14 protein-coding genes and 1 other annotated feature are annotated in these 12223 nt (G+C 38.0%); of the genes, 13 read left to right on the plus strand and 1 reads right to left on the minus strand.

Annotation, left to right across the window (positions count from 1 at the left end; all coding sequences use genetic code 11):
* The first annotated feature begins 20 nt into the window (after positions 1 to 20).
* On the plus strand, positions 21 to 2546 hold the full coding sequence (locus RIN70_RS04370; protein ID WP_313790722.1) for an LTA synthase family protein: 2526 nt from the start codon (positions 21 to 23) through the stop codon (positions 2544 to 2546).
* Positions 2547 to 2640: 94 nt separating this feature from the next.
* Positions 2641 to 3117, plus strand: coding sequence for an EbsA family protein (locus tag RIN70_RS04375; protein ID WP_023917814.1), 477 nt, complete (start codon positions 2641 to 2643; stop codon positions 3115 to 3117).
* Between the two features lie 9 nt (positions 3118 to 3126).
* Here the strand turns inward: RIN70_RS04375 and RIN70_RS04380 are convergent, their stop codons facing one another.
* Positions 3127 to 3327, minus strand: coding sequence for a ferredoxin (locus RIN70_RS04380; protein ID WP_031574174.1), 201 nt, complete (start codon positions 3325 to 3327; stop codon positions 3127 to 3129).
* Positions 3328 to 3372: 45 nt separating this feature from the next.
* Between RIN70_RS04380 and RIN70_RS04385 the strand changes: the two genes are divergently transcribed.
* The 11 genes from RIN70_RS04385 (at position 3373) to RIN70_RS04435 (ending at position 12206) form a co-directional block, all read left to right on the plus strand.
* Positions 3373 to 3828, plus strand: coding sequence for an SAG1386/EF1546 family surface-associated protein (locus tag RIN70_RS04385; RefSeq protein ID WP_003006692.1), 456 nt, complete (start codon positions 3373 to 3375; stop codon positions 3826 to 3828).
* 14 nt (positions 3829 to 3842) lie between these two features.
* Entirely contained in the window at positions 3843 to 4523 is a 681-nt protein-coding gene (cmk, locus tag RIN70_RS04390; RefSeq protein ID WP_049490929.1) for a (d)CMP kinase, read from the plus strand.
* 23 nt (positions 4524 to 4546) lie between these two features.
* Positions 4547 to 4675: a sequence feature (ribosomal protein L20 leader region), on the plus strand.
* 16 nt (positions 4676 to 4691) lie between these two features.
* A complete protein-coding gene (gene infC / locus RIN70_RS04395; protein WP_003003721.1) occupies positions 4692 to 5222 on the plus strand; it encodes a translation initiation factor IF-3 in 531 nt (176 codons plus the stop codon).
* Between the two features lie 33 nt (positions 5223 to 5255).
* A complete protein-coding gene (gene rpmI / locus RIN70_RS04400; RefSeq protein ID WP_003003453.1) occupies positions 5256 to 5456 on the plus strand; it encodes a 50S ribosomal protein L35 in 201 nt (66 codons plus the stop codon).
* 49 nt (positions 5457 to 5505) lie between these two features.
* Entirely contained in the window at positions 5506 to 5865 is a 360-nt protein-coding gene (gene rplT / locus RIN70_RS04405; protein ID WP_000124830.1) for a 50S ribosomal protein L20, read from the plus strand.
* A gap of 253 nt (positions 5866 to 6118) precedes the next feature.
* Positions 6119 to 6586, plus strand: coding sequence for a deoxycytidylate deaminase (locus tag RIN70_RS04410; protein WP_049490930.1), 468 nt, complete (start codon positions 6119 to 6121; stop codon positions 6584 to 6586).
* A gap of 171 nt (positions 6587 to 6757) precedes the next feature.
* Complete coding sequence (locus RIN70_RS04415) at positions 6758 to 7198, plus strand: hypothetical protein (RefSeq protein WP_195623079.1); 441 nt, start codon at positions 6758 to 6760, stop codon at positions 7196 to 7198.
* A 134-nt stretch (positions 7199 to 7332) separates the two neighbouring features.
* Entirely contained in the window at positions 7333 to 7800 is a 468-nt protein-coding gene (locus tag RIN70_RS04420) for a hypothetical protein (protein ID WP_195623078.1), read from the plus strand.
* Between the two features lie 137 nt (positions 7801 to 7937).
* Positions 7938 to 9164, plus strand: a complete 1227-nt coding sequence (locus RIN70_RS04425) for an ABC transporter permease (RefSeq protein ID WP_195623077.1) — start codon at positions 7938 to 7940, stop codon at positions 9162 to 9164.
* Positions 9165 to 9563: 399 nt separating this feature from the next.
* Complete coding sequence (gene metK / locus RIN70_RS04430) at positions 9564 to 10754, plus strand: methionine adenosyltransferase (protein ID WP_070673920.1); 1191 nt, start codon at positions 9564 to 9566, stop codon at positions 10752 to 10754.
* A 192-nt stretch (positions 10755 to 10946) separates the two neighbouring features.
* Entirely contained in the window at positions 10947 to 12206 is a 1260-nt protein-coding gene (locus RIN70_RS04435; RefSeq protein WP_195623076.1) for a UDP-N-acetylglucosamine 1-carboxyvinyltransferase, read from the plus strand.
* Positions 12207 to 12223: the final 17 nt, after the last annotated feature.

The raw sequence follows: 12223 nt of genomic DNA on the forward strand, positions 1-12223 counted from the left end.
ATTTTTAGAAAGGATAAAAAATGAAGAGAAAGAGGAAATTAGATTTTAGAGATTTTCTTTTTAAAATTTATAATAAAATAACAAGAACACAAAAGTACTGTATAACTCTCTTTCTTTTATTTTTTATAAGCAACACTTTCTTAACACAAAATTTGATTTCTAAAGAGATCAAATCAACAGGATCTGTATTGTTCATAGTTAATCAGTTTGGTATTTGGTTTGGAAGTGCATTCTTAATTCTAGTTTTACTAATTTCACAATACGCTTTAAAATGGATTTTTTTCCTTAAAATTTTAGTTTCATACGTAATCTATTTAATACTATCATACTCGATTGATATTTCGCTTAATATTAATAATCCTAGTTATAAGATTGATCATTTCCAAAAAAATAATTTTTGGCAATTTAATTCTCTAGTATTTATTTTATCATTGTTAGTGATTTCTTATGTTTTGGGTCAGATCAAAAAATCATATGATAATAAAGCGAATAGAAAAAAATTAGAACCTATTGGGAAACTGTTCGAATATGTCTTGCATTCTAGCATAGTTTGTTCGTTCATTTTTACTGATTCTAAAATTCTTTCTTTTTTGTATCGTACATCATGGTATGTATCTGGAAATTTTGAGAAATTAGGAGCAGGAAAGTACTCCTTGAGCCAATTTTGGATTTTAGAATTTTATTTGCTACTCTTAAGTATTTTCCTGACTTTAGTTGGCTTGCTTTTTGTAAAAGGACAAGTTGATGTAGTAAAAAATAGGTCTAGTTTTTCGCTAGCTGTATTTACAAGTATTAGTCTTGCAATATTATTTAATACAGGGATTCAATTGGGTCTAGGACATGGGGAACCTTTGGTTGGATACTCAATATTTCCTGGAGGTGTAATCTTTCAGATATTATGCTTATCTTATCTGTTTATTTTTCTATACATACTTCTTAATAGATATTTATTTACGACAATATTAATTTTATTTGGTGGTGTTCTGTTTATTGTTGCGAATGCTATAAAATTTAGTATGCGTGCGGAACCAATTTTGCCAAGTGATTTGGTCTGGGTATTTCAACCTTCTGTTTTATTTAGTTTTGTAGATGCTTCGGTTTTAATGACTGTGAGTATTTCCTTAGTCATTTTTACGTTTATCTATATAATAGGACGGAGATATATTTATCCAGGTAGAATTATTCGTGCAACGATCCTAAGATTTGTTTTATTAGGATTTATGTTCTTATTGTCCATTAATGTTTATTCTATTTTTAAAAGAAAAGATAATGGAAAAATTATTGATGATGTTCCGATTATTACCTTGTTAAATAATTTCCAAGATACAAAGTGGTTAGGAAATTCCATAAACGCTAGATATCGTTCGTTGTCATATGTATGGTTAAATCAATTAACAAGTGATCCAATAGTAGAACCTAAAGGATATAGTAAAGAAAAAATTAAGGAAATCGAGAAGAAATACAATCAAGTAGCTTTAACAATTAATAAAAATAGAAATGAGTTAATTGATAATCAAACGATTGTTTATGTTTTAAGTGAGAGTTTTGCTGACCCATCAAGAATTGAAGGGGTAAATTTATCTAGAAATCCTATACCAAAAATTCAAGAAATTAAGACAAAGGTTACAAGTGGATTAATGCAATCGGATGGTTATGGTGGTGGAACTGCAAATATGGAGTTCCAAACATTGACGGGGTTACCTTTTTATAATATTAATCCTACAGTTTCTGTATTGTACTCAGAGGTCGCTCCTAAAATGAGAAGACTAATTTCAGTTAGTGATTCGTTTAATAATAAAGAAGTTATTCATTTCGAATCTCCAATTAATTATTCTAGAAATGTAATTTACAATAGATTGAAATTCAATAAATTTATAAGCATTGATGATAAAAAGAATTATGATTTAGGTTATCAAGAAGTACATATAAGCGATGAATCTACGTATAAGGCAGTATTAAAAGAGATGGATGCTAAAAAGAATCAATTCTTTTCTGTCATTACGATTCAAAATCACTCCCCATTTATAGCAGGAGAACCTTCAGACTTAACAGCAACAGGCAATGGTTTTTCAGATGATGAAAATACCAAGTTAACGAATTATTCACGTCTTTTAACCTTTACCGACACCGCCACCCAATCCTTCCTTGAAAGTCTTTCTAAAATCGATAAGAAGATTACAGTGGTATTTTATGGGGATCATTTGCCAGGTCTTTATCCTGAGTCGGCCTTTAAGAATAATCCGGAGAGTCAGTATCAGACAGATTACTTCATTTGGAGTAATTTTGATGCACCGAAATTGAACTATCCTTTGGTCAATTCAAGTGATTTCTCTGCTATGGTCTTTGAACAGACCAATTCAAAAGTTTCGCCTTACTATGCTTTGTTGACGGAAGTGCTGAAAAAAGCAAGTGTCGATAAAAAGGCCTTAGAAGGGGAAGCGCAAGAAATTGCAGAGGATTTGAAAATGGTTGAATACGACTTGATTAGTGGGAAAGGTTACCTTTCTAAAGACTTCTTTAAAGTTCCAACTAATAAATCCAATTAAAAGGAGCGCTAGCAGGTAAAAATCTTTGTGATTTTGGCTGTCTGGCTCCCTTTTTTTTGTTTTTTATGCTAAACTATTAGATGGGGGTACGCTCATGATTAAGATATTTGGAAAGGTCCATTATCATTGGCAACCGGACTTATCTATTCTTGTGACTTATTGGTCCATTGCAGTGATTCCGGTCTTTATTGGACTGGCCTTGATGTATGAGAGCTCTAGTGTGCCAACGCTAGTTTTGTTTTCGTTCTTTTTATTTATGGTCTTGCTTGCGATTGGGGTCCATCGTTACTTCACGATCTATGAGGATGGGATCTTGCGGATTATTACTGCCAATCCTTTTACTCCAATCAAGGTGAAGATTGACTCGATCGAAAAGGTCGAAGTAAATAAGAAATCGATCAAGCTCATATTTAATGATGGATCAAGAAGTCGGACCTTCTGTATGCGTAAGTGGCCGAAGAAATATTTTATCAATGCACTTGCCTTAAATCCTTATTTTAAGGGAGAAGTAATCCTGACGGACAATTTCATCCATGTGGATTACTACGAGATGTATTATGCAAACAAATAAAAAGCCCTCTTAATCTTTTAAGAGAGCATGAGTGGGGCATTCTTTGATAGCCTCGAGAACATCGTTTGTGACAGGAACTTCCTTTTCAAGGAGGTCGTCCTCTTCAGAAGCAAATTTAACGATGCCATTGTCATGGTAATCAAATAATTCAGAATAGGTCTGACAGAGACCGCAAGCGATGCAACGATCTGGAATTAACGTAACTTTCATACTTCTATTGTAATGATTTTTACGAGAAAAAACAAGGAGGAAGTCATGGCAAAAGAACCATGGGAAGAAGATATTTACGATGATGGAGAAGAAACATTGAAAAGAACGAGTAAGTTAAACGGAATCAAGGCAGATCGTCTATTGACGATTTTAGCGATTATTTTCTTTGTAGTAGTAGTGGCGATGGTCTGCTTGTTGATCTTCCTTTCAACAGGTGGCAGCAATAAATCAAAACAAATGTCTGGTTTCTACAATGGAGAGACTAAGGTTGAACAGAAATCATCAGCCCCTGCAGCACAAACTGACCAAGCGGCTAAAGACGATAGTTCAAAAGATGAGAACTCTGAAGAAGGCACGATCACTGTTCAAGCAGGTGAAGGGGAAGCAGCGATCGCTGCGCGTGCTGGTATTTCCATTGCCCAATTGGAACAGTTAAATCCTTCTCATATGTCTACAGGATCTTGGTATGCCAATCCTGGTGATGTCGTTAAGATTCAGTAGGAGTTGAGGACAGCATGAAACAAATTCAAATTGCCATTGATGGACCGGCTTCCAGTGGAAAATCCACGGTTGCAAAGATCATTGCCAAGGATCTAGACTATACGTATCTAGACACAGGAGCTATGTACCGTGCGGCGACTTATCTAGCTTTGCAAAATAATCTGACAGCTGAACAGGTTGATGACCTCTTAGCCCTTTTAGATCAGTATCCAATTAGTTTCGGTCGTTCAGAAGAAGGAGAGCAGCTTGTCTTTGTAGCAGACGTGGATATTACCCACCCAATTCGCGATAACCAAGTGACCAACAATGTTTCATGGGTTGCAGCGCTTGCGCCAGTCCGTGAAAAACTTGTCTCTCTACAGCAAGAAATTGCAGCAGAGGGGGGCATCGTTATGGATGGACGCGATATTGGGACGGTCGTCCTTCCACATGCAGAGTTGAAGATCTTTTTGGTTGCTTCGGTTGAGGAGCGGGCGGAACGTCGCTACAAGGAAAATGTTGAAAAGGGCATCACAGCAGATCTTGAATTGTTGAAAAAAGAAATCGCTGAGCGGGACTATAAGGACAGCCACCGTGCCGTTTCTCCTTTGAAACCTGCAGCTGATGCCATTCATTTTGATACGACGGGTGTTGGAATTGCAGACGTTGTTGCCTTTATTGAAGAAAAAGCAAAAAAACTTCTTGACAAAGAATAAAAAACTTGATATCATATAAAAGTTGAGAAAAGCAGAAGTGAGAACTTCTCGCCTTGTGACGCAAGTTGCCTGGCCCCTACGGATCAAGTTTCAGTAATGAAATACATCATGTAGTTCGGGCCTGTTTTGCAGGTCCGTTCTTTGTTTTTCTCGAATAATAAAAAAGAGGTGAAAACCATAGCAAAGCAAGACTTATTCATCAATGATGAAATTCGTGTACGTGAAGTTCGCTTAATCGGTCTTGAAGGTGAGCAATTGGGTATCAAACCACTTAGCGAAGCGCAAGCACTTGCGGACGACGCTAATGTTGACTTGGTGCTCATTCAACCTCAAGCTAAACCTCCTGTTGCGAAAATTATGGACTACGGTAAGTTCAAATTTGAGTACCAGAAGAAGCAAAAAGAACAACGCAAAAAACAAAGCGTTGTGACCGTGAAAGAAGTTCGTTTGAGCCCAGTGATTGACAAGGGTGATTTCGATACAAAACTTCGCAATGCTCGCAAATTCCTTGAAAAAGGGAACAAAGTGAAGGTTTCCATTCGCTTTAAGGGTCGGATGATCACCCATAAAGAGATTGGGGCAAAAGTTTTAGCCGACTTCGCTGAAGCGACACAAGATGTGGCGATCATCGAACAACGTGCTAAAATGGATGGTCGTCAAATGTTCATGCAGTTGGCACCAGCAACTGACAAGAAATAATCTGTCAGAAAGTTAAAAAAAGGAGAAAATATCATGCCAAAACAAAAAACACACCGCGCATCAGCTAAACGTTTCAAACGTACAGGTTCTGGTGGACTTAAACGTTTCCGTGCTTACACTTCTCACCGTTTCCACGGAAAAACTAAGAAACAACGTCGTCATCTTCGTAAAGCATCTATGGTGCATGCAGGAGATTTCAAACGTATCAAAGCAATGCTTACTCGCTTGAAATAATCGCGTATTCGTAAGTAAAGAATTCTAGGAAATATTGGAGGAAATATAAATGGCACGTGTTAAAGGTGGCGTTGTATCACGCAAACGTCGTAAACGTATTCTTAAATTAGCTAAAGGTTACTATGGAGCTAAACATATCTTGTTTCGTACTGCAAAAGAACAAGTAATGAACTCTTACTACTATGCATACCGTGACCGTCGTCAAAAGAAACGTGACTTCCGTAAATTGTGGATCACACGTATCAATGCGGCAGCTCGTTTGAACGGACTTTCATACTCACAATTGATGCATGGTTTGAAATTGGCTGAGATCGAAGTTAACCGTAAAATGCTTGCTGACTTGGCTGTTAACGATGCAGCAGCTTTCACAGCTCTTGCAGACGCAGCTAAAGCAAAACTTGGTAAATAATGTTTATAATAGGCTGGGCAAAAGTTGTCCAGCCTTTGATGTATGATAGAAATAACTGTATGACGCAGTGGTTGATTGGTATCTTTATTCGCTTTTTTAAGCTCTAAAGATGACCTAATCAACTGTGCGGGGGTGGGAAAACGAACTCTTTTTTACTAGTCAGAGTTCTTTCCCACTCCCTTTTTTTCTTGTTGATTTCATGCTATAATGAAAATAGTCGTAACCGATATGAGGAGAGATGGAGGATACAAAGGTGACACACAATCGACTAGCATGGGATGAATATTTTGCAGCACAGGCCTTACTAATTTCAAATCGGGCAACTTGTAATCGGGCGAAAGTAGGGGCTGTACTGGTAAAGGATAATAAGGTCATTGCAACCGGATATAATGGATCCGTTTCTGGGACAGATCATTGTCTAGAGGATGGATGCCTCATGGTCGAGGGACACTGTGTCCGGACGATTCATGCGGAAGTCAATGCTATTTTGCAAGGAGCTGAACGTGGAATTCCTAAAGGCTTTACAGCTTATGTGACGCATTTTCCTTGTCTCAATTGTACCAAGCAGTTGCTTCAAGTCGGTTGCAAGCGGGTGGTGTATATCCATCAGTACCGCATTGATGAATATGCCGAGTATCTTTACCGTGAAAAAGAAGTAGAACTGGTCAATTTACCAATTGAAGAAGTGAAACGAGCTATTGCTGAGGCTGATTTTATTTAGGGAAGGCTTCCCAACTATTTCATGATATATTAGCAATCTAATTGAAAACCTGTCCAAATTAATGTTTAAGAGATAGCATTGAATAGATGGCTATCATGAAAAGAATAATGGAATCAAGTATAATGGTGTTAACGGAAAAACATAAAAATATAAGAAAGGTAGGAGAAAGTGATGACAAACCAAGAGAAACATCTTGAGGAAAATAAAGAACATAGTAAGATCAGTGAAGATTATCCCAATTCTGTATCTGTTCAGAATCCTCCAAAAGAAAATAGCTTACATTCTATTCTTCTTTCAGTAACCTTTTACCTATCCATTATCTATCTTGTATTGTTTGTCTTTTTCTTTGCACCTTGGGGTGATGGTTGGGGATTTGTCGTTTTGATTTTCCTTGGTCCAAACTTATTAAGTCTTGCGATTGGAGCCTTTCTAATTCGACTAGGGATGAAGAAGGGGAATAAAAGCCTTCTCTATGCGAGTATTGGACTCTATCTGCTGTCTATCATCTTGGCTTTTGATCCGGACTGGGAAATATTTCGAATTGCTCCCTTATGTTTAGGTATTTTGAATTTAATCGGAACACTCCTGGTTAAAGAAGAGAAAAGCTCTTAATCAAATAATGGGTATGGTCAACTCTACTCAATAAAAAGTATTCGGGTCGATCAAAGAGATAGTTAAATCAGTTCTTCCGCTCTATTTTAAGCGCTATTATTTGAAAGAATAACTAAAAATGTTAGGAGAAAGTTATGACAGATAAACATCTACATTCTGAAACAAACCAAGAAAAAGAGGGAATGCTAGAAGAATATGTTCAGCCACCAATGGCGGAACAAGGCCAAGAAAATCCTGTTCAGCAACCAATTGTTGAGCAAGATCAACAAAAATCTGTCCCTACTTCAGCTATTCTAACTCTTGCATATTACCTAGCTCTCGGCTATCTTGGCTTTGTTTTATGTGGTGCTATCGCAGTAGGACCATGGGTAATTTTGTACCTACTTAACATATTGCCTCATATGGTTTGTTTTATTCTTGCAACCATCCTACTACGGAATGGGAAAAACAAGGGAGATAAAACAACTCTATATGCAGCGACAATTTTTTATTTTATTGCTGTAATTGCTGCCAATGATCCGAAGTGGCATTTTAATCTGTTTTCATCACTTTTAATGGCTGGAATGGTTTTTATTGGAACGTTATTGCTTCCAAATGAATAATGATGATAGTAGATAGGGCCAAAAGTCCTATCTTTTTTGCTAAATACTGATTACACCCAGAGAAAGCGATTACAAACTGTGGTATAATTAGAGTTAATAAATCGTTTAATACAATACTATGAAAGTGGAGGTAATATATGTCTAGAAAAACATGGTATTATATACTGCTAATTCTTGAAGCAATTCTTTATCTTGTTTCTTATGGTAGTAGTCTAGTAGTGAGCTATAGTTCCCGAAATCTAAATGGAAATACACCACTGTTCACTGCCTCTAGTATTTTTTCTATCTGGAATGGAATGATTATTTGCTGGGTAATTTGGAGAATCATGAAGCAACGTTTAAATGTTGAAGGATTGATAGCTGCTCTTCTCCTCTCAATTACCCAACTACTGATGTTTTTTTTACCACCTTTCTCCCCAACAAATCTGATGAACATTTCCTTTGTACTAAATATCATTTGTTTAATATGGATTTGCTTGCTTATAAAGAATGTAGAAATGAGGGAGCTTTTAAACAATTGGAAAAGTAAAGATAGTTGGAAATCATCGATAGCTTATTTAGTACTATTTGTTGCCTCTACAAATATTTCTCCACTATTTATATTGATTGGTATGGATAGAACGAGTGACATTTACGCTTTTACACTTCGATACATTGTAATGGAGTTAATGTTTCTACTTCTGATTAATGTTATGATCACAAGTACAAGTGAGAAACTTCAGAAAGTATTTTCTCTCTTGCTCATTTTATCTTCTCTTGTTGAGATAGGTGCAGTATACTCTTTCATCACTCGTATAAGTTTTTACGGTCTCTTTTATCTTCTCTTATCGATTTATATTGCTTGTCGTGTTTTTGGTTTGTTTGAGAAAGTTGCAGATAGCTGGGAGTCCAAGGTGAAAGTACAAGATCTATCATCTATTGAAACTAAATCAGAGATGGAAAACTCTCAAGTAGAAGGAGAGATAGATGTAAACGATCAGTTGAATGCTGAGATACGATCAAACAATGATAAAGAAAATTCGCCAAAAAGAATTATTCTTCAGTCATCTTGGTTATGGAGCGCCCTTATAATAGCAGTCTGTCACCTTGGTATTATGATTTTTCCTTTATTTTTAGGAAACCCCATGTATCTACTGATCTTATATATTGGTGCCATCCATTATATTTGTTTTATGATTGCGACTATATTACTTTTCATTGGTATGAGAAAAGGAAGTAAAGGACTCCTAAATGCGGCAGCTATCTTATTTGTTATTTCCATTATAGGTACGCCAGATACTTATTGGATAGGTCCAAATATTTTATCCTTTATTCTTGGGGTCTTGGTATTTATTGGAACTATATTATTTAAAAATGGAGACTGATTAAAGTAGATAGGGTTGAAAATTTTTAAAGATATGTTATCATTTATGTAGGTGGTAGGTTTTCGAGTACCCATTGGTACGCGGACACCTACCATTTTTGAAGATAAAAAAGCATCGTGTGAGGGTGCTAGATCTTACCTGCTGAACTCGTAAATTGATCGATACCCTACGGGGTATTTTTTTGTGAACTTTTTAGGAACTTTGAGGACTGTTTAAGTCGATTTAATTAGATAGCGCATAGCCTGAAAAAGCTGATTTAATGGGCTTCTTGAAAAATCATTTTCCATATCATTTGTAATGTGTTATAATGAAGTGTTATATGGTCCCGATAAGGTGGTAGAAATCTTCTATCAGTACTTTGTAACTCTATAACAATATTTTTTAAGGGGGGACATTTTTATGTCAGAACGTAAACTTTTCACGTCTGAATCTGTATCTGAGGGGCATCCAGATAAGATTGCAGACCAAATTTCAGATGCTATTTTAGATGCTATTTTAGAGCAAGATCCAGAAGCTCACGTGGCTGCCGAAACAGCTGTTTATACTGGTTCCGTGCATGTCTTCGGTGAGATTTCAACGACTGCTTATGTGGATATTAACCGTGTGGTTCGTGATACCATTGCAGAAATTGGATATACTAATACGGAATATGGATTCTCTGCTGAGACGGTAGGAGTACACCCATCTTTAGTGGAACAATCTCCTGATATTGCCCAAGGGGTTAATGAAGCCTTGGAAGTACGTGGAAATGAAGATCAAGATCCACTTGACTTGATTGGAGCAGGAGACCAAGGTCTTATGTTTGGTTTTGCGGTGGATGAAACAGAAGAACTCATGCCATTACCAATTTCACTCAGCCACAAGTTGGTTCGTCGTTTGGCAGAGCTTCGTAAGTCTGGTGAAATCAGCTATCTTCGTCCAGATGCTAAATCACAGGTCACTGTTGAGTACGATGAAAACGACCGCCCTGTGCGCGTGGATACAGTCGTTATTTCAACTCAACACGATCCAGATGTCAGCAATGAACAAATCCACGAAGATGTGATTAACAAGGTCATCAAAGAGGTGATTCCAGCTTCTTATCTAGATGCTGAGACCAAATTCTTCATCAACCCTACTGGTCGCTTTGTTATTGGTGGACCTCAAGGGGACTCAGGTTTGACAGGTCGTAAGATTATCGTGGATACTTATGGTGGTTACTCACGTCACGGTGGTGGTGCCTTCTCTGGTAAGGATGCCACTAAGGTGGACCGTTCCGCTTCTTATGCAGCTCGCTACATTGCCAAAAATATCGTAGCAGCAGGTCTTGCTAAGAAAGCAGAAGTGCAATTGGCTTATGCCATTGGGGTGGCTCAACCTGTCTCTGTTCGGATCGATACCTTCGGTACGGGAACAGTTGCTGAAAGCAAATTAGAAGCAGCAGCGCGTCAAATCTTTGACCTTCGTCCTGCAGGGATTATCCAAATGCTGGATTTGAAACGTCCAATCTATCGTCAAACAGCGGCTTATGGCCATATGGGACGGACAGATATTGACCTTCCATGGGAACGTTTGGACAAGGTAGAAGCCTTGAAAGAAGCTGTAAAATAATTCGTTGAAATGGAAAAGTTAGGGTCAAGTTGATCCTAGCTTTTTTTCGTTTTGAAAATTCCTTCAGATGGAAAAATAGGTCGATCTGTGGTATAATAGATGCAGTATTTTGAATACGTTGTCCCTTTTATTTTCGTTACAAAAAACGATAGTAAAAGGAAAAAGACTTGAAAGAGCTAATAAATTATTAAGATGAAAAAAATTGTAATAAATGGTGGTCACCCTCTAAAAGGAGAGGTGACCATTAGTGGTGCAAAAAATAGTGTAGTAGCCCTGATTCCGGCGACCATTCTGGCGGATGATATCGTGACCCTTGATGGGGTACCGGATATCTCCGACGTGGCGAGTCTGATTGAAATCATGACCATCATGGGGGCTAAGATCGAGCGCAAAGAAGACAGTTTGGTCATTGATCCACGTGGGGTGAAGAATATGCCCATGCCATTTGGAAAGATCAACAGTCTGCGAGCTTCCTATTATTTCTATGGCAGTTTGTTAGGACGCTATGGTCAAGCAACTGTTGGACTTCCTGGTGGGTGTGACCTTGGCCCACGTCCGATCGATTTGCATTTGAAGGCCTTTGAAGCGATGGGAGCTGCTATGACCATGGATGGCTCTAGTATGAAACTTGAGACTGATGGCAAGCCTCTTCAAGGAGCAAACATCTACATGGATACTGTTAGTGTCGGTGCAACGATCAATACGATTTTGGCAGCAGTCAAGGCTGAAGGTCGGACAGTGATCGAAAATGCGGCGCGGGAACCTGAAATTATCGATGTGGTGACCTTGCTCAACAACATGGGAGCCCATATTCGTGGAGCAGGGACAGATATTATTATCATTGATGGTGTTCCACAATTGCATGGAACGAGACATCAGGTGATTCCAGATCGTATCGAAGCAGGAACCTATATTGCCCTTGCAGCTGCTATTGGGGAAGGTATCCAGATCAATAATGTCCTATATGAGCATTTAGAGAGCTATATTGCTAAGTTAGAGGAAATGGGTGTGCGCATGACCATTTCTGAAGATAGTATCTTTGTAGAAAAGCAAACAGGCTTGAAGGCCATCCAGATCAAAACATCTCCTTATCCTGGTTTTGCGACTGACTTGCAACAACCGATCACGCCTTTGCTCTTAACGGCTGTAGGACGTGGTCGCATTGTTGATACGATTTATGAAAAACGGGTCAACCATGTACCAGAATTAGCTAAAATGGGGGCCACCATTTCGACCTTGAACGACCACATTATTTATGAAGGGCCAAATCAATTGACAGGATCCAGTGTGAAAGCGACGGATCTTCGAGCTGGTGCGGCTTTAGTGATCGCAGGTCTCATGGCTTCTGGAACAACAGAAATTACAAATGTGGAATACATCCTTCGCGGGTATTCAGATATTATTCATAAATTGACCCAACTTGGAGCAGACATCCAGTTGGTAGAGGAATAGTGACAGAACTTGGGATC

The organism is Streptococcus parasanguinis, from assembly GCF_032163505.1.
Taxonomy (GTDB): Bacteria; Bacillota; Bacilli; order Lactobacillales; family Streptococcaceae; genus Streptococcus; species Streptococcus parasanguinis_V.

Bases quoted from the DNA above. Each gene is read 5' to 3' on its own strand.
- metK (WP_070673920.1), top strand. From the start codon at position 9,564: ATGTCAGAACGTAAACTTTTCACGTCTGAATCTGTATCTGAGGGGCAT.
- RIN70_RS04385 (WP_003006692.1), top strand. From the start codon at position 3,373: ATGGCAAAAGAACCATGGGAAGAAGATATTTACGATGATGGAGAAGAA.
- RIN70_RS04375 (WP_023917814.1), top strand. From the start codon at position 2,641: ATGATTAAGATATTTGGAAAGGTCCATTATCATTGGCAACCGGACTTA.
- cmk (WP_049490929.1), top strand. From the start codon at position 3,843: ATGAAACAAATTCAAATTGCCATTGATGGACCGGCTTCCAGTGGAAAA.
- RIN70_RS04380 (WP_031574174.1), bottom strand. From the start codon at position 3,327: ATGAAAGTTACGTTAATTCCAGATCGTTGCATCGCTTGCGGTCTCTGT.
- RIN70_RS04420 (WP_195623078.1), top strand. From the start codon at position 7,333: ATGACAGATAAACATCTACATTCTGAAACAAACCAAGAAAAAGAGGGA.
- RIN70_RS04425 (WP_195623077.1), top strand. From the start codon at position 7,938: ATGTCTAGAAAAACATGGTATTATATACTGCTAATTCTTGAAGCAATT.
- RIN70_RS04370 (WP_313790722.1), top strand. From the start codon at position 21: ATGAAGAGAAAGAGGAAATTAGATTTTAGAGATTTTCTTTTTAAAATT.
- RIN70_RS04435 (WP_195623076.1), top strand. From the start codon at position 10,947: ATGAAAAAAATTGTAATAAATGGTGGTCACCCTCTAAAAGGAGAGGTG.
- rplT (WP_000124830.1), top strand. From the start codon at position 5,506: ATGGCACGTGTTAAAGGTGGCGTTGTATCACGCAAACGTCGTAAACGT.
- RIN70_RS04415 (WP_195623079.1), top strand. From the start codon at position 6,758: ATGACAAACCAAGAGAAACATCTTGAGGAAAATAAAGAACATAGTAAG.
- rpmI (WP_003003453.1), top strand. From the start codon at position 5,256: ATGCCAAAACAAAAAACACACCGCGCATCAGCTAAACGTTTCAAACGT.